This window comes from Campylobacter geochelonis, from assembly GCF_013201685.1.
GTDB lineage: Bacteria > Campylobacterota > Campylobacteria > Campylobacterales > Campylobacteraceae > Campylobacter_B > Campylobacter_B geochelonis.
Window position 1 is genome coordinate 2,112,715 of the sequence record NZ_CP053844.1, and the last position, 22,417, is coordinate 2,135,131.

General features: G+C 32.5%; 24 protein-coding genes and 1 tRNA gene. 1 reads left to right on the plus strand and 24 read right to left on the minus strand.

The genetic code is table 11. The features are described 5' to 3' along the window. Positions 1 to 32 precede the first annotated feature (32 nt). The 24 genes from nosZ to infA all read right to left on the minus strand — a co-directional run bounded on the left by nosZ (position 33) and on the right by infA (position 20,237). Positions 33 to 2,624, minus strand: a complete 2,592-nt coding sequence (nosZ, locus tag CGEO_RS09670) for a Sec-dependent nitrous-oxide reductase (RefSeq protein WP_075492985.1) — start codon at positions 2,622 to 2,624, stop codon at positions 33 to 35. 827 nt (positions 2,625 to 3,451) lie between these two features. Beyond that, entirely contained in the window at positions 3,452 to 3,886 is a 435-nt protein-coding gene (locus CGEO_RS09675; RefSeq protein ID WP_075539987.1) for an Imm41 family immunity protein, read from the minus strand. Beyond that, a complete protein-coding gene (locus tag CGEO_RS09680) occupies positions 3,873 to 4,277 on the minus strand; it encodes an Imm41 family immunity protein (RefSeq protein WP_075539986.1) in 405 nt (134 codons plus the stop codon). The genes CGEO_RS09675 and CGEO_RS09680 overlap by 14 nt, the downstream gene beginning before the upstream one ends. 5 nt (positions 4,278 to 4,282) lie before the next feature. After that, positions 4,283 to 4,549 carry a toxin C-terminal domain-containing protein gene (locus CGEO_RS09685; protein WP_075531215.1) on the minus strand — a complete coding sequence of 89 codons (267 nt, stop codon included), beginning with the start codon at positions 4,547 to 4,549 and terminating at the stop codon, positions 4,283 to 4,285. A gap of 780 nt (positions 4,550 to 5,329) precedes the next feature. Next, positions 5,330 to 6,133 carry a hypothetical protein gene (locus CGEO_RS09690; RefSeq protein ID WP_075539985.1) on the minus strand — a complete coding sequence of 268 codons (804 nt, stop codon included), beginning with the start codon at positions 6,131 to 6,133 and terminating at the stop codon, positions 5,330 to 5,332. Positions 6,134 to 6,616: 483 nt separating this feature from the next. After that, a complete protein-coding gene (locus tag CGEO_RS09695; RefSeq protein ID WP_075539984.1) occupies positions 6,617 to 7,045 on the minus strand; it encodes a hypothetical protein in 429 nt (142 codons plus the stop codon). 209 nt (positions 7,046 to 7,254) lie between these two features. Next, entirely contained in the window at positions 7,255 to 7,740 is a 486-nt protein-coding gene (locus tag CGEO_RS09700) for a hypothetical protein (protein WP_075539983.1), read from the minus strand. A 72-nt stretch (positions 7,741 to 7,812) separates the two neighbouring features. Continuing rightward, a complete protein-coding gene (locus CGEO_RS09705) occupies positions 7,813 to 8,562 on the minus strand; it encodes a hypothetical protein (RefSeq protein WP_075539982.1) in 750 nt (249 codons plus the stop codon). 14 nt (positions 8,563 to 8,576) lie between these two features. Continuing rightward, positions 8,577 to 10,298 (minus strand): ShlB/FhaC/HecB family hemolysin secretion/activation protein, encoded by a 1,722-nt coding sequence (locus CGEO_RS09710; protein WP_106381564.1) that lies wholly within the window; start codon positions 10,296 to 10,298, stop codon positions 8,577 to 8,579. Between the two features lie 204 nt (positions 10,299 to 10,502). Beyond that, positions 10,503 to 10,590: transfer RNA gene (locus tag CGEO_RS09715), tRNA-Ser, on the minus strand. A 694-nt stretch (positions 10,591 to 11,284) separates the two neighbouring features. Next, positions 11,285 to 13,195 (minus strand): transketolase, encoded by a 1,911-nt coding sequence (gene tkt / locus CGEO_RS09720; RefSeq protein ID WP_075539981.1) that lies wholly within the window; start codon positions 13,193 to 13,195, stop codon positions 11,285 to 11,287. Positions 13,196 to 13,197: 2 nt separating this feature from the next. Beyond that, the gene (locus tag CGEO_RS09725; RefSeq protein ID WP_075531221.1) at positions 13,198 to 14,049 is read right to left on the minus strand and encodes a polyprenyl synthetase family protein; all 852 of its coding nucleotides are present in this window, start codon (positions 14,047 to 14,049) and stop codon (positions 13,198 to 13,200) included. Then, positions 14,046 to 14,360 (minus strand): YbaB/EbfC family nucleoid-associated protein, encoded by a 315-nt coding sequence (locus tag CGEO_RS09730; RefSeq protein WP_075492973.1) that lies wholly within the window; start codon positions 14,358 to 14,360, stop codon positions 14,046 to 14,048. Before CGEO_RS09730 ends, CGEO_RS09725 begins: the two co-directional genes overlap by 4 nt. Positions 14,361 to 14,368: 8 nt before the next feature. Next, positions 14,369 to 14,713: an aspartate 1-decarboxylase gene (panD, locus tag CGEO_RS09735; protein WP_075492972.1), complete on the minus strand. Its 345-nt coding sequence runs from the start codon at positions 14,711 to 14,713 to the stop codon at positions 14,369 to 14,371. Then, a complete protein-coding gene (locus tag CGEO_RS09740; RefSeq protein ID WP_075492971.1) occupies positions 14,703 to 16,007 on the minus strand; it encodes a UDP-N-acetylmuramoyl-L-alanyl-D-glutamate--2,6-diaminopimelate ligase in 1,305 nt (434 codons plus the stop codon). The genes panD and CGEO_RS09740 overlap by 11 nt, the downstream gene beginning before the upstream one ends. Then, positions 16,004 to 16,555, minus strand: coding sequence for a hypothetical protein (locus CGEO_RS09745; RefSeq protein ID WP_075492970.1), 552 nt, complete (start codon positions 16,553 to 16,555; stop codon positions 16,004 to 16,006). The genes CGEO_RS09740 and CGEO_RS09745 overlap by 4 nt, the downstream gene beginning before the upstream one ends. After that, complete coding sequence (locus CGEO_RS09750; RefSeq protein WP_075492969.1) at positions 16,542 to 16,817, minus strand: NifU family protein; 276 nt, start codon at positions 16,815 to 16,817, stop codon at positions 16,542 to 16,544. The genes CGEO_RS09745 and CGEO_RS09750 overlap by 14 nt, the downstream gene beginning before the upstream one ends. A 117-nt stretch (positions 16,818 to 16,934) precedes the next feature. Next, positions 16,935 to 17,291 (minus strand): 50S ribosomal protein L17, encoded by a 357-nt coding sequence (gene rplQ / locus CGEO_RS09755; RefSeq protein ID WP_075492968.1) that lies wholly within the window; start codon positions 17,289 to 17,291, stop codon positions 16,935 to 16,937. A 3-nt stretch (positions 17,292 to 17,294) separates the two neighbouring features. Beyond that, positions 17,295 to 18,308 carry a DNA-directed RNA polymerase subunit alpha gene (locus tag CGEO_RS09760; RefSeq protein ID WP_075539980.1) on the minus strand — a complete coding sequence of 338 codons (1,014 nt, stop codon included), beginning with the start codon at positions 18,306 to 18,308 and terminating at the stop codon, positions 17,295 to 17,297. A 12-nt stretch (positions 18,309 to 18,320) separates the two neighbouring features. Continuing rightward, positions 18,321 to 18,947 carry a 30S ribosomal protein S4 gene (gene rpsD / locus CGEO_RS09765; protein WP_075492966.1) on the minus strand — a complete coding sequence of 209 codons (627 nt, stop codon included), beginning with the start codon at positions 18,945 to 18,947 and terminating at the stop codon, positions 18,321 to 18,323. A 9-nt stretch (positions 18,948 to 18,956) separates the two neighbouring features. Continuing rightward, positions 18,957 to 19,349, minus strand: coding sequence for a 30S ribosomal protein S11 (rpsK, locus tag CGEO_RS09770; RefSeq protein WP_075492965.1), 393 nt, complete (start codon positions 19,347 to 19,349; stop codon positions 18,957 to 18,959). A 9-nt stretch (positions 19,350 to 19,358) separates the two neighbouring features. Beyond that, positions 19,359 to 19,727, minus strand: coding sequence for a 30S ribosomal protein S13 (gene rpsM, locus CGEO_RS09775; protein WP_172658142.1), 369 nt, complete (start codon positions 19,725 to 19,727; stop codon positions 19,359 to 19,361). A gap of 3 nt (positions 19,728 to 19,730) precedes the next feature. Continuing rightward, complete coding sequence (gene rpmJ / locus CGEO_RS09780; RefSeq protein WP_075492963.1) at positions 19,731 to 19,844, minus strand: 50S ribosomal protein L36; 114 nt, start codon at positions 19,842 to 19,844, stop codon at positions 19,731 to 19,733. A 174-nt stretch (positions 19,845 to 20,018) separates the two neighbouring features. Further along, positions 20,019 to 20,237 carry a translation initiation factor IF-1 gene (infA, locus tag CGEO_RS09785; protein WP_005869854.1) on the minus strand — a complete coding sequence of 73 codons (219 nt, stop codon included), beginning with the start codon at positions 20,235 to 20,237 and terminating at the stop codon, positions 20,019 to 20,021. A 747-nt stretch (positions 20,238 to 20,984) separates the two neighbouring features. On the opposite strand from infA, the gene CGEO_RS09790 reads away from it, so the two are divergent. Beyond that, positions 20,985 to 22,385, plus strand: coding sequence for an aspartate ammonia-lyase (locus CGEO_RS09790; protein WP_075492962.1), 1,401 nt, complete (start codon positions 20,985 to 20,987; stop codon positions 22,383 to 22,385). The last annotated feature ends 32 nt before the right edge of the window (positions 22,386 to 22,417 follow it).

Here is a 22,417-nt window from a genome sequence, read left to right on the forward strand (position 1 = left end):
TCCTTAAATAAGCCCCAAAATGGGGCTTAAATTTAGTTTAGTCCAGCGTTTTCGTCAATCCATTTCATATATTCAATGATATCTTTAATCTCGCTATCTTTCATATTTTGATTTGGCATTCTAAGGTTAAAGTAGTTAATGAGCGCTTTAACATACTCCTCTTCATAGTGTTTTGCAGGATCTTTTATAAAGCTAAATATCCACTCTTCGCCCTTTTCATGCCTTAAAAGCGCACCTGTGATATCTGGTCCTGAACTTACTTGTCCTATGACATGACAACCATTACAACCACCCTCTAAATAAGCAACCTCGCCTCTAGTTGCAGCTGGGCTCATCGGAGTTGATAGCTCTCTTACAAGGTTGTTTTTAGCTCTTAGTCCAACATCTGCTGTTTTTACAAGATATTGCCAAACTTGATACTCCCACAAAATAGCGCTATTTAAATCTTTTGCTTTATAAGCCGCGTCTGCTTTGTCTTTTACCTCTTTGATTTTAGAGTATTGATCAAGTGCGTCTACGACTTGCTCTTTGATTTTTGGATATTTTTCATACCCTTTTTCAGTTAGAAATTTAACAACAGAGCCGATAACTTCATCGGTTGCTTTGTTTGTTGCTAGAATTTTTTGATACTCTGTTTCAAGTGCTTGAGGACTTAGGGTTTGAAGCTGCATTTTTTTGGCTGATTCATACTTTTTGTTTGGATCTTTTACATATAAATACCCAAACATCTCAAGGTGAAGTGCTGAACAAAACTCAGTGCAGTAGTATGGAAAAACTCCCTCTCTATCTGCTATAAACGTTATACTTGCAGTTTTTCCAGGCTCTGCTGACATATGCACATTATAGTTATCTATGGCAAAACCGTGAGTCTCATCTTGAGCTCTCTCTAAATTTGTTAGATATATAGTTACGTTATCATCTTTTTGTACTTCGATATGCTCTGGATTTAAGTGGCTTCTAACTGCTGTCATATAAATTTTAACATTTTTGCCATCTCTTTCAACTCTTTCTTGTCCAGCTAGTGTCATAGCGGGGTGTTGCTTGCCTGTTCTTGAGTTTGTTCCCATTTTATAAGTTACGGCTGGACTTAGTTTAGATGCTTGTATACTAACAACATCGTGAGGCTCTCCTAGTCCTATTGGTAAATCATAAAGCAAATCCATCTTAGCACCGTTTATATCGATAAGCTGATGGTTTTGTGGATGAAGAGGTCCGATTGGGTTGAATCTATCGATTGAGAGTTTATCAAGCGCTATGGCGTATTTGCCGATAGGCTTTGCTGATTTGCCTTCCATTGTATCAAGATGTCCGATGTTATAATGCACATTTATTCTATCTAGCACTTTTAAGCTTTTATAATCCCACCTTACAACTTGAGAATCAACATAAAGCGAAGTATAAACAATGCCATCTTTTGAGTCAAACGAACTGTGAAGTGGTCCAAGTCCAAGCTCAACTTGTCCATGAAGCGTTTTTTTCATATCTAAGACAGGAATGCCATAAGGATCTTTACTTGCAAACTCTTTTTTATCGATTAGCTCTTTGATTTTTTTAAAGTCATAAACACTAACATGAGTATCAAGCTTGCCGCCAACTATGATATATCTGCCATCTGGAGTCACATCAACGCCATGAGGGGATTTTGACTCTGGGATTAAAAACAACGCACCAGCTTTAACGGCTGCTTCTATGGTGATAACTTTGTGGTTGTTATAAATTTTATAGTTTTTAGAATCTTTTGCTAACTTTTCTAAAATTTGCCAGTTATAGATGTGAAGATAGTCGGTGTCGTTTCTGCTCATACCAGCTTCCATCGGCGGAAGTCCCTTTTCAATGCCACCTGTATACATCTCAGAGTTAAAAGAGTTTGTAAACGCCCAACCCATAGAAATGCCTTTACCCGCGTCACTTAAGTCTTGCATATAAGGTGGAAGCTCAAGGCTAAATGACTTATTTACATCGATTCTACCGCTTGCATAGTCAAACTTCCACAGTGTAACCGCGCCACGGTAAACGGCTTCGTATTCTTCGATTGGGTGCCATAAGTCATCAAGTGGAGCTGCGTATTGGCTAGCTTCGATGACATACTCGGTATTTGGCGTGACAAAACTTCCACCATGCTCGCTTTTTATGATTGGATTTACTACTATTTGTGTTGTTTCAAAATCTTTTAAATTTATAACAGCGACTCGTGGGTTTGCTTTATCATTTATAAAAAGATAATCCCCCACATACTCGCCATTTTTCTCGGTGAAATTTGGGTGGTGAGTATCGCCCCATGTGATGTCTTTACCGTGAATTCTACCTTCGGCTAAAACTGCTTTTGACTCATTATCAAAGCCATATCCTTGCCACGGCTCAGGTGTAAAAACGCCGATATACTTGTAAATTCTCATCGATGGAACACCATAAACTATCACTTGACCAGATTGTCCACCAGATGAAAATACGATAAACTCATCTTTTCTGCCACTTGGCTGATAAGTCTTAGCCGCGGCTAAAACATCTTGCTCTGTTAGCTTTCGCTCTTGCATAATCTTTTGCAAATCGCTTTGTCCAAAAGCCGATACCGCAAAAGCGAACAAACAGCCTATTGACAAGACTGCGCGTTTTAAACTTCGCATCTTAAACTCCTTTTGTGAATTTTTACTTTAGGATACTCTTTTTTATTTAGAAATCGTTGATTTAAATCAATAAATTATAAATAAAAAATTTTCTAGCTTCTATAAAATAAAAGAAAAATAGATATATTAAATGTATCTGACTATGTTTTGGCTTTTGTTAAAACAGTTATAAATTTAGACCTGTTTTTTAAAATATCGCTAGAATAGGGCTTTATGCTTTTTATATCTTTTTAAATTTTAGTTTTGTTTATAATAAAGATATAAAAATACCAAGCTTTAACATTTAAAGATGTTTATGAATTTGCTGTGTTTTATGAAAAAGCGTAAAAATGACATAATATAAATTTAAAAATTAAATTCCTTTTGGTAACATTTAGCTTAGGTTTAGCTTAAATTTTGCTATTTTACTGCTCGCGATTTTTTAAATTTGGTTATAAAAGCTGGATTTGATACTTTGAGTTTGAAATTTAGATATCTTTTAACGCTTTAAATTTACGCTTTGCTCTTTTGTAACCATGCTATTTTCGTATGTTTTGCTGCTTTAGAAAATATGCGAGCAGTTATAAAAGTGGCGGCTTAACCGACTCTTATAGTATATTTTGCTATTTAAAAATCAAATTTTATTTTACTATTTTAGCGAGCAATTCACGTTATTTAGCATTTACGACACTTTTTCTGTTTTTAAAATTTAGAAAGGTTAAAAATGTGAGAATTTCACATCTTTCGCTTTTAAATAATAATTTTTAAATTTATATTTATTTAAATTTCTAAATTTAGCCAAATACTCTTTTTTATTCATTTGTTACTTTATCTCTTGTTATTTGAATTTAAGCTTCTTTTTTGCTGTCTTTTTTGCAACTAATTTCTGGTTTTTTATATACAAAATCTATATTGAAAAAGTTTTCATCGCCATATGCAACGGCTACTAAAAGCCTCTTTAATCTTCTGAATCTATCATAAATATTTGGCTCTTTATCTATTATATTTGGATTATTTTTGTATAAAATATCACTATCTATCTTAATGAAATCCCATTTTTGAGCTAAGAAAACATCATTGCAAATAGAAAATATTCCTTCCATAATCTCTTGCTTGATAAAAATTTTATTTAAATTTAATCTTAAAAGCTTTTGCAAATCAGCCTCTAGTTTCCAATATTCATCATCAGACCAAAGGTTATAATTAAGGATTTTGCCTATAAATGAGTTTTCATCATATCTATTATCAAATGCAGTATTTCTATAAAAATCAACTAATTTCATTAAATTTATCCTTTGGATTATACCAAAAATCGATACATTCAAATTCGTGTTTATACACAATGCATTCGCATAGCACCTTTAATCTCTCGTATCTACTATATAAATCAGGAATTACGCCATCATCATTTTTAAGATAATATTCATTGTCTATATAAATTTCCGACTTTTCACAAATTCCGCATATATCTGTCATTATAGATACAATTCCAGCAAAAATATCTTTTGGAAGCTCTTTATTTTTATAATGTTTATAAATTTTAACCAAATCACTATCAAGACCCCAATAGTCTATATCAGACCAAACTCCTTGTAGTATAAATTTTCCAACAAAAGAATGAGGGTTAAATTTATCAATCTTTTTTATATTTTGATAAAATATTTTTAAATTCATTAATCTCAAATTCGTTTCATATCTTTATCAAATGTTCCGTTTCGAGTTTTTTTACTTTCTAGCTTATCTGGCTTTGAAGCTTCTTTCCAAGCTCCGCCATTATGAGAATCTAAATCTTTAGCAATATAGCTGTTGTCTTTTTTACTCTTTAATTTTACATCTTTTAAATTTATCAGATTATCACTTGAGGTTTTGTTAAATTTAACTTTATTGTTTTTCTTTTTCTTTAGTTTTTTTGGGTTGCGTTGGTATAAAAAATTTTTCTTTTTCATATATTTTGTAACTTAAAAATACTATATAAAAAGTAGATATCCAAGCAAATACGCAAGGATATATTAGCCAACCATGAGTTTTTGTCAAAGTAAGATATATAAGTAAAGCAAAAATAGTTAAAATAATTATAGAATATATAAAAATTGACTTAAACTTTTTATAATAGTTGTTTGTAATTTCTAAAATTAATAAATGTAAAAATGCGCGAAGTAAAAAAAGCCCAACGATAAAAAACAATATCCAATAAAATATCGGATACTCTCTAGAAATATTCCATACATTAGCAGAAAACCAGTTGCTAAAGCCTTGCTTTATGTTATTTAATATATAATTAATCATCTACGACACTTTTTTACTTATTTGTTTTATTTTATCTCTTTTTTATTTAAATTCAAACTTCTTTGTTGTCTTTTTTACTCTTTAGTTTTTTGGGTTGCGGTTTATCAATCAGTTGCATATATGACATACTTTATTTTCTTTAATATCGCGGAAATTAAAAACTTCTCTACATCTCATACAAGCCATAAATTCGAGATATTTTTTGCATCATTAAAATTAATATCTGCAAAAATTCTTTGGCTTATATTTAAATTTTTTCAAAACATCTATTTGGTTTTGATAATATGCCTCTCTTCTTTCGTATTCTGTATCAGACAAATTACCTTTAATCCAATCCAAATCAAAATATTTCATTTTATTCATTTGGTAACTTCATCCATTTTTTTAATATCCCTTTCAGTTAAGTCAGCCAAAATACCACGAGTAGGATTATGATAAATTTATTCTTCCAAACCTAGCACATCCAATGCTCCATCACCAAACAACCAATTTATATTTCCATCATCCTCCACAAATACAACATTTTTGCCCGATAAAATCTCATCTCTTTTTATTTCTAATAATTTACCAAATTCATATTTAAAATAGCAAAGGTTTAAATTTGATGAAAAGCACTCTTTTAAACCATTTTTTTTTAAATTTTCTTTCAAATTTTCTATAAAATCTTCTTGCGATGTTGTAAAATCTACCAAATCTGTTTTAAATTTAAATTTTTTATCATATACAAACTTAAATATCGTATAAAAAGGCTGCTTTTTCCATATTAGAAGAATAATCCCACTACAAATATTATCTACTTCTCCAAAGTCCATTTTCCATCTCTGGATAGAAGTATTATCGCTTTTTTCTATAGTAGAAATATTATCATTTTTTGTAAAAATTCTATCTAAAAGTAAAATAATACTTAAATACTGCGAGCTATCATTATAGCTTTTGCCTAAATGCCTATCAAAATAATATTCATTTATTTCTTTTGGTAAATTATTAAAATCTCTACATAATATTTCTCTTAACGATATAATATCGGCTTCTACAATGCAGTAGCCTTTGTTTGTTTTTACTAATTTTTTTTCATAGCATTCATTATGCAAAATTTCATTATAATGCATTTTTGATATAAAGTTTTTAATCTTGTTATTGACAGCTATAATTTCATTAAATTCATTATAAAAATATTTTAAACTATCTGAATTTTGTTTGTATAAATTAAAAGATGCTTCCAATGAAATATCATCAAGTATCACAGAATAAAATCTTGTTGCTATATTTTCAATGTTAAAGCCATTTAATAAATGAAATATTGTTATATTTATCTCAATTTTTAATTTATCATCATATTCTTTTTCAAAAAAATATTTTTCATAAACACTGTTAATTATCGAATGCTTTTTTTAAAATCATACTTAATTAAAATGTTTATCAAACTATTTTTCTATATCTATTTTTTTTAATTTATCTAATATATCTTTAAATTTTAATAAATTATTATCATAGTCAATAATTAAATTTTTCAAATTTTTTACAATTTTATTTTTCATTAATACTATGTCCTCCAGATTTATCTGTCTTATTTTGTGGTTTTAAATCAATATCAACTTCTGTATATCATTATTAAAAATTGATATAGGCAAAGTTATCATAAATTTTTTCCTTTATTTAGAATCTGCTTTAGAATGATTCTTGATTACCATTGCGGGTATCTAAATTTTAATGATACAACCATTTATTTATTGATAAAATTTAGATACATAAAAACCATTTTTACTTGTTAATTTTGGCATTGAAGAGTAAATTTCATCTAAATTTATAGATTTTATCGACATCTCATTTGCGATATCACCACAAATACCAATAAATTTCAAATTTTTAGTATTTTTACCTATAAATTTACCTTTAGAAAAATATCCACCTTCAAATCTTTCATAAGAAATATACAATAAAATTGTATTTAAAATATCTCTTTCATCCATTTTTAATAAATGACAATGTTTTGCTTTGAGTATATCTTTTTTTATGTTAAAAGCTCCAAATGTAAACTTACTATCATATTCTTTTAAATCAATATTAAAAATTAAATTATCATCACTTACACTGCCTATAATTGCCACAGCTCTAAAATCACTATTTATTTCGCCAAAAAATCTACCGTAAAACAACTACCTTTATAGTTTGCGTATACAAATTTTTTTATCGCATCTGCTACTATCTCTATATTACTTAAAGTTATTTCTGTTTTTTTATAAGAAGTGTTTTTTAGTTCATATTCATTTATTCGCACTATGTTTTTCCTTAATTTTAATAAATATTTAATAGCTTTTTTAGTTGCATTTTTTGATATATTTTTTGCGATTTGTCTATTTTTAACCTATAAATAATACGCATAACATCCTCTATCATCATAAATATCCAACAAAATAGAAAATTGATTTTTCATTTTAACAAAGAGAAGCACTCTAATATTTAACAATGGCTCTTTTGCTAATTCAAAATTAAAATGCCTTAGCAATATAGATTTTAAAAAATCTGTATTAATCTCATTTTGCTCTATAAAAATTACGCCAGGCTCGGCTCCTTTTTTATAAGGTTTTATTTTTTTAAAATTTTCTTTTGGAATTTTTGTCTCAATATAGTTTTTAATCTCCGTATCGTTTTCCCAAAAAAGAATTTTATAAATAATATTTTCTACTCCATTACCGTTAAAAATTAAAAATAGTATTAGTTTAATCTTGTCATTAATGCTGATATTTTCAAAATCAATACGCGCATTAGCTACTCCTCTTTTCTTTTTGTCTTTAAGCATTTTTTCAAATACCTTGTCGAAGTTGTTTGGTGTTATATCATCTATTTTCATATATTTTACTTTTTAAAAATATTTAAATCTTTATCTGCTGTGCCAATTCTTTTTAACTTACTACCAGCTTTTTTAAATGTTTTTACCAGCTTTTAAATTTGAAGCTTTTTGGATGTTTTTACTATCTAGTTCTTTATGAAGTTTTGCTTCATAGATAGGTTTGTCTATAAAACCTAGACTTCCTGTGGAAAGAGTAAAATTTAGTGGGTTAAAAGATGTTTTTTTACTTATAAATTTATTACTTGTTGTTTGATAGTCTGTTTTTATAGATATATCTGAGTCTATGTTTTTAAAAGAGTTGATAAAAATGCTGTCTAAGTTTTTGTTATTTATAGAGTTTATGCTAGTTAGTTGGTTTATACTTTTAAGTGCTAAATTTGAATTAATGTTTAAAAGAGTATCTTTTATCTTTAAATCTATGCTATTTAAGATAATCTTTAAACTCTCATTTATAATCTCTTTGGCTACAATCTTACTTTTAGTAGAAGTTGGCTTTGGTGTTTGAGTGTCCTTTTTATCGCTATTATATTGTGGATTGGCTTGTATATAACCGCCAGTTATAGAATTAGTACCTTTTTTGGAGTTATTTAACACAGTGCCAGTTTTTAGTGTGTTAAATTTAGAGTATTCATTCATAGATACTCCATCTTTGCTGGGTTTGACTATATCTATTTGTACTGCTTTGTTTGGTGTTTGTAAAAGGCTAGGTTGATTAGCTATAGATGCGTTTTTATCGGCGATTATCTGTGCTAAAATAAAATTTGGAAAAAGTAAAGATATCAAGACTGTAATGCCTAGAATGTTTTTCAACATTGTAACCATTTTTAACATCCTTGTTAAAAGCTATAATTTAGCGAAAAGTTTAAAGCCACATCATCTGTTTTAAAATAGCTTGGCTTATTTATAGCAAATCCTGCAAGCAAATCATAACCTAAAGTTCCATGAGGTGTGAAGTTACCTTTAAATCCGATTCCTGAGCCAACTAAAGTTTGCCCACTTAGATACTCACTACTTAACCCAGAAACTCTACCAACGTCAAATGCTACATACACACCATGTTTTACGTCATATGAATACTCTAATGTATTTCTTATATAATACCCTCTATTGCCAACTAAGCTCATTTCTCCATCAAAGCCCCTAACTGTGTATTTTCCGCCGATACTAAGCCTATCTTGGACTACAAGTGGAGTTTGGTTAAACTGTGCGTGTAAAGAGATATCATAAGCTAAAGGTAGGTTGTTTATATATGTTTGAAATGCCAAATCAAAGGTAATAATTTCTACTCTACTATCTCCATCCTCATCTTCTTGCATAGTAATCGCCCCTCTTGCTCCGGTTGCTTTTTTATATGCTCCTGCTACTTTTATAGTGGAGTTTTTTAAAAAGATTTGAGAGCTTAGCCCTACTTCATATCCAGATGTTTTTCGACTTTGGTTATCTAGTTCATAATCTTGAATATAGTTTTTGCTCTCTTTTTCCCAGAATTTTAGATAAATGCTGTTTTTTGAGAACTGATTTCTTAGATAAAGATAGCTTAAATTTAGATTTCTTGTTAAACTCTCGCCACTGTATTTATATACGCTATAAGCTCCAGGGATTGCTTGAGCGTATGTGTATCTGTTTTCGTTAAAATCTAGTAAAAAATATTTATATGGTATACTAAAACCATAGTAATAGTTATGTGATTTGCCTCTTTTTGATTCGTCTTCTACTCTCTCTTCATTGCCTTTAAAGATATTTCTAGTATATGAGACATAAAACATCTCATTAAAACCTAATAAATTTAAAGAGTGAGCAGACAGTCCACCTTGATATTTTCCAGTAGCAGCACTTCCTAAGTTATCAAACGATAGGTTAAATTTAACCGGAAATTTCTCGTCCTTATCTATATATACATCTGTATAAGAGACGTTTTTTGAAGGGATAAGTTCTATATCTACTTGTGAAACCGAAGCATTTGTGATGTTTTCTAACCCTTGCTCGATATCTCGCAAATTTAGTAATTTATCTTCTAAATACCCAAATGCCGTAAATTTGGTAGCTCTGTTTTTTACGCTATCTGTTTTGTTTATATAAATTTTATCGATTTTGCCAGCCGATACATTAAATTTAAGTGTTTTGGAATTTAGGTTTTGAGATGGGATTTGTATAGAAGTTGTTATATATCCTGCTTTTATTATGTTGTTAGAAAATGTAGAATATATAGCATTTATACTTTGGCTACCTAAACAGATACCACGTTTAAATTTAAGCTCTTTTAAGGCCCTATCAAGATAAATTTGAAACTTCTTGCTTTCATTTCCATATAGTTTAATCTTGTCAATCCTAAAGCAAGGACTTTCATCTTTAAGCAAAGCTTGTTTAAAGGTGCGTTTTTCATCTAAAATGATATTTGTATCTTTTTTAAATATACTTTTTGTCACTTCTTCTCTTGTAGTTTGAGTCGAAGTTTGGGTTTGAGTTATTGTGTTTGTCGCAGTAGATATAGCATTAGAATAAAGAGCGCTAAAAGATAATATAACAAAGGAAAAATTTTTTATAAAACCTTTTAGCATATTATATTCCTATTTATAAAATAAATAAAATTATACTAATAATAAAATAAAAGATTAATAAAAGTAAATGAAAAGATATTTATTTAATGCTAATTTTATAGTTTCATAAATTTAGTATCAACTAAGACAAACGCTTTAGATAGATATGTTGTAAAATTTATAAGCTTGATTGCAAAAGTAAAAATAGTTAAATACAATATATCATGGCGGGTAGAGTGGGATTCGAACCCACGGTAAGTTGCCCTACACACGCGTTCCAGGCGTGCTCCTTCAACCACTCGGACATCTACCCAAATAAGGCTGTAATTCTAGCCAAATTTAGCTAAAACTAAAAGAATTTGCTATGTTTTGCCTAAAATTAAATATTTTATATAACTTATCTATTAAATCTAAATATAATTGCCAAATTTGACTACGAAAATTTTAAACGGCAAATCATAAATATATTTACTAAACTAAATTTTATATCAGTATTTAATAATATAAATTTATATCATTTCCATCATCGCAAGTTTTTTTATATAGCTTAGTTCGTTATCATCTTATTTTATATCTGCACTCACGTTATTTAAACGTCTTAAAAGCACACCCAGCAACGCTTCGCTATCACAAAAAAACTGCAAAGCTTTAAAAACTCACATTTGCAGTGGTTTAGCACAGCCACGCGACATATCACAAGCTCTATCTGCAACAGCATTTAAACCAACAAGCCAAAATAATGATAAATAAATCTTTTATATTTTCTCTTTTTTATAAATTTATTTAAACATAAAATTGTCTTTAAAAATCCAAATAAGCTTACTAACTTTAACCAAATAGCGCACCAAGCAAAAGATAAGTAAAACTAAAACCACGATAAGAGTGCCAAATTTTGCTATTTACAAAGAGTTTTGCTATGCGGTTTTATAAATTTATAGTTTTTTATAAATATTTTATTAAATTTATCAAAGATTAGCCTAAATTTAATACAAATTTAGGCTAAATATCTATTTTAAAAGCTTTTTTGCCTCATTTGCGATGTTTTTATCGCTAAATCCAAAGTGTATAAAAAGCTCATTTGCATTGCCACTCTCTCCAAAGCTCTTCATACCAAAGACCTCATCAGCAAATTTATACCACTCTAAAGCGCTTGCTGCTTCAACAGCTAAAACCTTGCTAGATGGTGCAAAAATTTGCTCTATATAGCTTTTATCTTGTTCGCATAAAATATCAAAACAAGGAGCTGAAACCACGCTAGTAGCGATATTTTCGTTTTCTAAAATCGCAGCTGCTTTTAAACAAAGGCTAACCTCACTGCCACTTGCAACAAGCGTTATGGCTGGATTTTGCGCTTTTTTGATTAGATAAGCTCCATTTTTTACATCGCCAAAAACAGCTTTTGGAAGCGGCTCAAGACCTTGCCTAGAGCAGACAAATGCCGATGGAGCATTTAAGCTAAGTGCAACTTTCCAACTAGCGACATTTTCGTTGCCATCGGCTGGGCGGAAAGTATAGAAATTTGGCATTGCACGAAAAGTTGATAACTGCTCAATCGGCTCGTGAGTTGGCCCATCTTCGCCAACGCCTATGCTATCATGCGTGAAGACAAAAAAGTGCTTCAAACTCATCAAAGCAGCAAGTCTTGCGCCTGTTTTTAAATAATCACTAAAGATAAAAAATGTTGCAGAAAACGGCACAAAAAGCCCATATCTAGCAAACGCGTTGCCAATGGCAGCCATTGCGTGTTCGCGAATTCCATAGTGGATATTTTTACCGTGCGGGAAGTCTCCAGCGCCTTTTAGCTCAGTTTTATTTGATGGAGCAAGATCGGCACTTCCACCTAAAAAGCTAGGAACTACAGCGCTTATGGCGTTTAGAATTTTACCATTGCTATCTCTAGTTGCCACTTTTTGACCACTAAAATCAGGAAATTCAACCTTAGAAAAGTCTGGATTTAGCAAATTTTCTAAAAGTTCGCGCTTCTCATCGCTTAGTTTTTCAAGCTCTTTTTTCCACAATGCTTCAGCCAAATCGCCCTTTTCAACCGCACTTCTAGTCTCGAAAAGCACATCTTCAGCCACGCTAAATTTAGCATCTTTATCAAAGCCAGCAGCTTCTTTTGCACGAGCGATTAGCTCTTCTCCAAGTGGCGCACCATGGGCATTGTGGCTTCCTTCAAGCTCCATTGCTCCTTTTGCGATGGTTGTGTTTGCGATGATAAGATATGGTTTTTTCTTATTTTTAGCTTCATTTAACGCAAACTCAATCTCATCGAAATTATGTCCGTTGATACGAGCAACTTCAAAGCCTTGCGCTTCAAAACGCGCCTTAACATCTTCATCCCACGCGATAGTTGCATCGCCTTCGATAGTTATAGCATTTGAATCATAAATGATAACTAAGTTATCAAGCTGGTGTCTTCCAGCCAAAGAACAAGCCTCATAACTAATGCCCTCTTGCAAGTCTCCATCGCCACAAAGGCAATAAATTTTATGATCAATCACCTTGCACTCATCGCTATTTAGCAAATTTGCACCATATTTTGCAGCCATAGCAAAGCCAACAGCATTTGCCACGCCTTGTCCTAGTGGACCGGTTGCGATTTCTACACCAGAAGTTGTAATCTCGGGATGCCCTGGAGTTTTAGAGTGAAGTTGGCGGAAATTTTTCAAATCCTCCAAACTCACATCATATCCGCTTAAATACAAATAGCTATAAACTAGCGCACTTGCGTGTCCACCAGAAAAAACAAGTCTATCGCGGTTTAGCCAGCTTGGGTTTTTTGGGTTATGCTTTAGCTTTTTCATCAAAACGCTCATGATGTCTGAAAGCCCCATAGGAGCGCCTGGATGACCCGAATTTGCCTTTTGTATCATGTCGGCACTTAAAAATTTAATCGTGTTTGAAATTCTTTGCATAGTTATTCCTTTAGGTATCTGTTTATCAAATTTTCTATCATATCTGTTAGTTTTGGCTCGTTTTCTCTGGCTTTGGTTTGAATTTCATCTATGAGTTTATCTTTTATCTCTTTTGATTTTTCAACGCCAAGAAGGTTTGTAAAAGAGTTTTTGGCTTCATCATTGTGTGTTGGTTTTCCAGCTTCATCGCAACTTTTTGTCGCATCAATTATGTCATCTTGTATTTGAAAAACAAGTCCAAGACTCAATCCAAGCTCATAAAGCTTTTTGCTATCTTCATCGCTAAATCCAGCGATAACCGCGCCTAGTTGTAAACTAGCTGCGATTAATGCGCCAGTTTTGTGAAGGTGTAAAAATTTAAGTTCATCTAAATTTAGCCTTTTATTTTCAAAATACAAATCAAGCGCTTGCCCTAAAACCATACCGTTTGCTCCAGCGTTATAAGCTAGAATTTGAGTGCATTTTGTTTTGATTTTATCATCTAAATTTGATGTTGAAATTTCATAAAATGCTTGCGTATTTAAAGCATCTCCTACTAAAAGCGCAGTCGCTTCATCGTATTTTACGTGCGTTGTAGTGTGTCCACGGCGCAAATCTGCATCATCCATCACCGGCAAATCATCATGAATCAGCGAGTAAGTATGCACCATCTCAACAGCTAGCGCCACTCTCATCGCATTTTCAAGCAAAGATGGGTTTAAAGCTTTAACCGTGCCTAAAAGCAGTTGAGCGCGAAAGTGCTTGCCACCGCTTAAAAGCATATAGTTTAGCGCCTCTTGAAAATATGGATGATAGCTTTCGCACTCGATGGTGTTGTTTTTTAAAAAGAGTTTAAATTCATCAAGCAAATTCACACTCCAAGCCCTCCGCCAAGTCCGCCAAGCATCTTTGTTGCGATGTTTTTCTTCTCGTTTTCAACAAGTTTTATAGCGTCATTCATCGCTGAGATTAGTAAAATTTGTAAGCTCTCTCTATCTTCAAACAAGCTCTCATCTATGCTGACATCCAAAACTTCGCCCTTGCCATTTAGCTTTATCTCAACCATTCCAGCGCCACTTTTTACGCTAAATTCTTTATTTTGGCTCTCAAGCTCTAGTTCGCGAGCCTTTTTTTGCATCTCTTCAAACATGCCACCCATTTTAGAAAAATCAAGTCCATCAAACATTTTAGCTCCTATACTATCTCATTTTTTTCGTTTACATGCACGATTGTTGGGCTAAATTTATCAGCCTCTTCTTCGCTCATGCTTGCATAACTTACTATGATAACGATATCGCCAACGCAGACTTTTCTAGCTGCTGCGCCATTTAGGCAAATCTCGCCTTTTTTGCTACCTTTTATAACATACGTTTGAAATCTCTCGCCGTTGTTTACATCTAGGATTTCAACCTTTTGAAACTCTCTTAAATTCGCCGCTTTTATAAGTTCGTTATCTATCGTAATCGAGCCGACATAGTTTAAATTCGCGTCTGTAACTGTGGCGCGATGAATTTTACTCTTTAACATTTCAATTTGCATTATCTATCTCCAGTTTTAAAATTTTTCTTACAGTATCTTTATCCGAATATGGATATTTTACTCCTTTTATCTCCTGATAAGGCTCATCGCCTTTGCCAAGTATGACTACAACTTCGCCGTTTTTAGCTAAATTTAGAGCTTTTTCTATCGCCTTTTTTCTATCTGGCTCTACGGTTGCTCTATCTTTGCTTTTTATGCCATCTAAAATATCGTTTATAATCCTTATAGGCTCTTCGCTTCGCGGGTTATCGCTTGTTATGATTATCACTTTTGCAAAATGCTCAACCATGGCTCCCATTATCGGTCTTTTTGTTTTATCTCTATCTCCACCAGCTCCAAAGACAACTATAAGCTCGTTGCTTTTTAAAGCATTTAACACTTTTTCTATCCCATCAGGAGTATGAGCAAAGTCTACTATAACAAGTGGTTTTTGTGATACAACTTCGACTCTTCCCTCAACTCCAGCGAAATTTTGTAAAGCTTTGGCGATTTGTGAATTTGGTTTTTTTGTTAGAAATTTAACTCCAGCAAAAGCTGCCATAAGGTTATAAAGGTTAAACTCTCCAACCATATCACTTTCTATCTCAACCTCGCCATCTGGGGTTCTTAGCACAGCGTTTATACCATTTTTTAGCCCATAAGCTACAACGCTATAAGTGGCTGGTTTTTTAATCGCGTAAGTTTGCGTGTTTTTGTAGCTAAATTTTATATGCTCATCATCGTTATTTATAAGTTTTGGTGTATTTTCATCAAGGAAAAAGCTACTTTTTACCCTTGCATACTCTTGCATAGTTTTATGATAGTCTAGGTGGTCTTGGCTTAAATTTGTAAAAATTTTAAGAGCAAAATTTAATCCCTCTACACGGTTTTGCGCGATTGCGTGGGAGCTAACCTCCATGATAAAATACTCGCAGTTTAACTTGGTCGCTTCTTTTAAGTAGTTTAAATTTGCTATGACTGAACTTGTTGTAAGTCCTTTTTCATCGACTCTTTTATCGTTTGCAAAAGCTCCTCTTGTGCCACAAAGAAAGCATTTATAACCTAAATCTAAAAGGATTGAGTAAATAGCAGCAGCGGTCGTTGTCTTGCCATTAGTCCCTGTTATGCCGACTATTTTTATGTTTTCATCTATATTTAAAAGCTTTTTTGCCTCATTTACACTGATTATGCTCGCACCTTTTTGAGTGGCGATATCGCTAAATTTAGCGTTTGCATCAGTTTTTAAAAAATAACATCTCGCCTCACACTCGTTTGAGTTGTCAGTTATGAAATTTGAATTTATTTGTATTTTCATCTTCTTGCTTCGTAATCTTTAATCTTTTGTGCTATCACTTTAATCTGCTCATCCCACGAACCGTGAATTTCGATAAACATCTCAAAGTACTGAATTCCCGCCTCATACATCTCATTATCTAGTAAATTTTCTATAAAATCTAAAAAGTTATCCCTATCTTTGATGATAAGCTTAGTAGAAACCATAACTCCTTCAAGCCCCTCTTTAAAGCTTTTGTGTCTTAAGACAACTTGTTTAAACTCTTCATATCCTATGGCATGCTCTTTGGTAAGCACTTCGTTTAACTGCTCATCTTGCGTATCTTCTTCGATAGTTAAAAGAAGTGAGTTTAGGTTATCAAAGTCTCTTTTTTCTTTTATATTAAAAATATAAAAATCAAAAAGCAAATTTGCATCATCGCGGCTTTTTTTAGCCACTTCGCAAAGACTGACTAAAAACATAATTTCCTCTTTGTTTTCATCATCTATCGCTAAAGAAAAGTATGTCTTTGCAAGGTCAAATTTACCAGTTTTAAAGGCTTTATTTCCTAGTTTTTTATAATCGCTCAAGGCAAAATTCCTCGCCAACGGGAACATTTACAACGCTAAGTTCGGGGTGGATATCAAGTTTAAGTTGTCTTTCTACGCCATATTTTAGTGTCTGTCCGCTAGCAGCACATCCATGACAAGCACCTTGTAAACGCACATATACAACGCCATTTTTGATGCCCAAAAGTTCCATATCCCCACCATCGTTTTGGAGCATAGGTCTTACTGTATCAAGGCATTGTTTAACAGGTTTTAACAGTTCTTCATCACTAAAAGGTATCATGTATAATCCTAAATTTGTTATTTTGGATGTATTTTACCCTAAATTTGATAAATTATAAATTTAATATAAGTAAATAAGAGGAAATCTACCCTAAATTCAGGGTAGATTATGGAGGGGTTATTCGCTGACTAGCTCGATATAAGCCATTTCAGCAGCATCGCCACGGCGTAGTCTAGTTTTTACTATTCTAGTATATCCACCGTTTCTTTGCGCAAATCTAGGAGCAATAACTTCTACAAGTTTTTTTGTGCTCTCTTTATCTTGAAGCTGTGCAAAAACCGCTCTATGCGCGTTAAAATCGCCTTTTGCTGCTTTTGTTATCAACTTCTCTACATAACTTCTAAGCTCTTTTGCTTTTGGAAGTGTAGTCTCAATCTTCTCGCTTTTTATAATTGCTATTGACAAATTCTTAAGTAAAGCCGAGCGATGAGTCGAAGTTCTACCAAGCTTTCTATAACCATGTTTATGTCTCATATTTTATCCTTCGCTCTTTTGTGTTTTTAAATCTTTAATTTTTTTAAGCAACTGCTCTTTTTGGTCTGCTAACTCTGGAGTTCCGACAGGATAACCTATCTCTTCCATTATAGATTTTATCTCTTCAAGAGATTTTTTACCAAGATTTTTTAAATCTTTTAGCTCATTCTCTTCCATAAGTGCAAGCTCTCCGATAAATCTTACATCAGCACGATCTAAACAGTTAAAACTTCTAGCGCTTAAATTTAGGTTCTCAACGCTTTCAAAAAGCTTTGAGTGCTCACCAGTTTGAGCTGGGCTACTTACATTAGCTGGTATGTCTATATCGACGATACCGCCAAAAACTGATAGTTGTTGATACATCGCTTCAAGCGCATTTTTAAATGCAACTATTGGTCCTATCTGTCCATCAGTCGTAATCGTAAAAATAATCTTTTCATAGTCTGGGTTGTCCTCAACAAGAACATTTTCTATCTCGTAAACTGCTCTTTTTACAGGTGTAAAAAATGCATCTAGTGCCATGTAATCATTATCGATATAATCTCTTAACTCTTCACTTGGAACATATCCGATACCTTTTTCTACAATAATTGTAAATTTTAAATCAGCATCTTCGTTGATAGTTGCTAGGTATGCATCTGGATTTACTATCTCTATAACAGAGTTAGTCAAATCGCTACCTTTTATCTCTTTTGGGCCATTGAAACTATACTCGATAATCTCTCTTTTAGAATCGCCTTTTATTTTAAATCTAAGATTTTTTAAATTTATAATAAAAACTGCAACATCTTCAAGCATACCTCTTATGCTGTCAAATTCATGACTAACGCCATCAATTTTAATAGCAGTAGGAGCAAAACCAACTGTACTAGTATACAAAAGTCTTCTAAGCGGATGCGCAACAGTAACCGCATATCCTGTTTCAAAAGGATATGCTATAACTTTAGCTACATTTGGCCCAACATTTTCTACTTTTATATCAGTTGGCATATAGGCTGACGTTGTGATTTTTCTCATCTTTGCCTCCTATTATTTTGAGTAAAGCTCTACTATAAATCTTTCCTCGACAGGAATGACAACCTCTTCTCTCTCTGGTTTTCTAGTAAAGATGCCATATCTTTTATCTTTTTCTACATCAACCCATGCAACAATACCAGTTTGAGCTGTTAAATCTATAGCTCTACTGATTTGTGGGTTGTTTTTGCTTTTTTCGCTAACTTCTACTTTTTGTCCAGCTTGAACGCTATATGATGGGATATCTACTCTTCTGCCATCTACTAAAATATGTCCATGGCTTACAAGTTGTCTTGCAAATCTTCTAGTTGTTGCAAAACCCATTCTATAAACTACGTTATCAAGTCTTTGCTCTAAAAGTTGGATAAGGATTGCACCTGTATTTCCCTCTCTTCTAGCAGCCTCTGTAAATAGTCTTCTAAACTGTTTCTCGCTCACGCCATACATAAATTTAGCTTTTTGTTTCTCTCTTAGTTGAAGTCCATACTCGCTAATTTTCGCTCTTCTTTGTCCATGTTGTCCTGGTGCAAAAGCTCTTTTAAGAAGAGCGCTTTTTCCAGCTAGTCTTCTTTCGCCTTTTAAAAACAGATCAACTCCAAGTCGTCTTTCTAACTTTTCAACTGGTCCTCTATATCTTGCCATTTTATATCCTTACACTCTTCTTCTTTTTGGTGGGCGACAACCATTGTGTGGAAGTGGAGTTATATCTTTTAAGAATGTAACTTTGATTCCTTCTACGCCACCTACGCTTTTAACTGCAGTTTCGCGACCGCTTCCTGGGCCTTGAACTTTGATACCGACTTCTTTGATGCCATGATCTTTAGCTTTAGCTAATGCATCTTCTACAGCTTGTTGTGCTGCATATGGGGTTGATTTTTTGCTTCCTTTAAAACCAAGACCGCCAGCACTACTCCATGCTATAACATTTCCCATCTCATCAGTTACAGTTATCATCGTATTATTAAAAGAGGCACTGATATAAACAATACCCTTTGCAATATTTTTTCTAACTACTTTTTTCTTAAGTACTTTTCTTTTTGCCATTTCTTATCCTTACTTAGATGCTGCGCCGACAGTTTTACGCTTACCTTTTCTGGTTCTAGCGTTTGTCTTTGTTTTTTGACCACGAACTGGAAGACCTTTTCTGTGTCTTAAACCTCTGTAGCCTCCTAAATCCATCAAAGCTTTGATATCCATCGCTACACTTTTTCTAAGATCACCTTCAACAACATAATGTTCTTGAATCTCTTTTCTTATAGCAGCAGCTTCATCTTCGCTTAGCTCAGCAACTCTTTTATCGTAAGATATCCCTACAGCATCAAGAATTTTTCTTGAAGTAAACAACCCAATACAAAAAATATAAGTAAGGCCGTACTCAACTCTCTTTTTCTTTGGTAAATCAACACCTGCAATACGAGCCATGCCTTATCCTTGTCTTTGTTTATGTTTTGGGGTTTCGCAAATAACATGAACTATGCCTTTGCGTTTGACAATCTTACATTTGTCACACATCTTCTTAACAGAAGGACGAACTTTCATCTTAGTCTCCTAAAAAATAAATTTCCACTTTTAATGCAAACTGCACCTAGGTTTAATGAAATCTTTAAAGAAAGTATCAAACCAACTGTTTTCAAAATAGTGGTGATTTTGAAAACACTTCTTCCTACAGCTTAGTTGCAAAAACGATTATTCTATCTAAAAATAGCTTTAAATTTACTTATAACGATAAGTAATACGACCTTTATCAAGGCTGTATGGAGTTAGCTCCACCTTAACACGGTCTCCAGGCATAATTTTAATATAGTGCATTCTCATCTTGCCAGCGATATGACACAAAATAACATGTTTGTTATCCAGCTCAACTTTGAATGTCGCATTTGGCAACGCCTCAATGACATTCCCGTCTATTTCAATGACATCATCTTTTGCCATAATATCCTTTCATATAAATTTTCGCGAAAACTTGTCATTATACATAAATTTAAATTTATTTCATCTTAAACTAAATTTAAAATAAGCTAAATTTTAGTTTTAAATTTAAGAATTCGCAAAGAATCGTAAAAATTTACTATAACTTCTAGGCTAAAATTTCTCAAATTTTGTTATAAAATTTTCTTCGAGCCGTAAAAAAATAATGTTTAATTAAATTTTAATATCTAAATTTATAAAGCAAAAACCAAACCACAAGCTATTAAATTTTGCAAAATTTGTGGCTATAAATTTTGAAAAACTATTAAATTTAAACTTAAAATTTAATAGTTTTAAATTTATCGTTTAAAACACTATTATATATAAAATTTAACAGCATATGCTTTAAAATTTAAATTAATTTAAATAAAAAGTAGTTTTAAAATATTATTAACTGTTTTTATTTAAAATTTAATTGAGTTTTATAAACTTTTTTCTACTACTTTTATTATTAAAAATTTTTTAATTACTTATTAATTGATTAAATTAAATCTATCAATTCAGTAAAAATTAATTTACTTCAATCTCCAAACCCACGATGCTACGCTATTTTGGGTGTTGAAATAAAATTTAGTCATTTCGATAAGTAATATTTATAATAACATTTTTGTTATTTTTTCATAAAAATTTCATAATTTTTTTTAATCTTTTTTTAAGATTAGTTGTTTTATGATTTCGTTTATAAACCAAATTACTTTTAAAGGAGAAGAAATGGGAACTAGAAAAGAACACGATTTTATCGGTGAACTTGAAATTTCAAATGACGTATACTATGGTGTACAAACTTTTAGAGCATTAGAGAACTTCCACTTAAGTGGACGCAAATTAAGCGATTATCCATACTTTGTAAAAGCCTTCGCACAAATCAAAAAAGCAGCAGCACTAGCAAACAAAGAAGTTGGTGTATTAGACGCAGAGAAAGCAGACGCGATAGCAAAAGCTTGCGATAGACTAATAGCTGGCGAGTTTTTAGATCAATTTGTTGTTGATATGATTCAAGGTGGTGCTGGAACAAGCACTAATATGAACGCTAATGAAGTTATCACAAATGTCGCACTAGAGGCGATGGGACATAAAAAAGGTGAGTATAAATTCCTTCATCCAAACGATCATACAAACTTAGGTCAAAGCACAAATGACACTTATCCAAGTTCAATCAAAGTCGCAGCTTACGCTAAACTTACAGACTTGCTAAAAGCTATGAAACATCTTAAAGATGAGCTTGATATAAAAGCAAAAGAGTATAAAGATATCATCAAAATGGGTAGAACAGAGCTTGAAGATGCAGTTCCAACAACACTTGGAAACACATTTAACGCATTTTCAACTTACATCCAAAGCGATATCGAAAAAATCACAGCCGCAAGAGAGTCAATGACTTATCTAAATATGGGTGCAACTGCGATTGGAACAGGTATAAACTGCCATCCTGATTATAAAAATGTAGTTGAGAAAAAACTAAAAGAGATAACTGGGGTTGAGTTTAAACCAGCTGATGACTTTATCGCTGCTACTCAAGATACAGCGGATTTTGTCCATGTAAGTGGTGCTTTAAAAACTGCAGCAGTTAGACTATCAAAAATGGCAAACGATCTTCGTCTTATGAACTCAGGCCCAAGATGTGGACTAGGTGAGATAAATTTACCACAAATGCAACCAGGAAGCTCAATCATGCCTGGTAAAGTAAACCCAGTTATCGCTGAAGTTGTCGGTGAGGCTTGCTATGAGGTTATAGGAAATGATGTAACTATCATGCTTTGCTCTGAAAGAGGCGAATTTGAGCTAAATGCGTTTGAACCGGGCATTGCTTATGGACTATTTAACTCGATTTTCATACTAGAAAATGCTATGCTAACTTTAGCTGATAAGGCTATCAAACACCTAACAGCAAACCCTGAAGCTTGCTTAAAAGCAGTGCTTAACTCAGTTGGTATCGTTACAGCATTTAACCCATATATCGGTTATGAAAACTCAGCAAGTATCGCAAAAGAAGCTTTAAAAACCGGCAAAGCAGTTGGCGATATAGCAATCGAGCGCGGACTTTTAACAAAAGCGCAAGTTGATGAGATTTTAGATCCAAAAAATATGCTTAATCCTCATATGGGTAAGTAAATATAAAGTAACAAATCGGTAAAATTATTCTA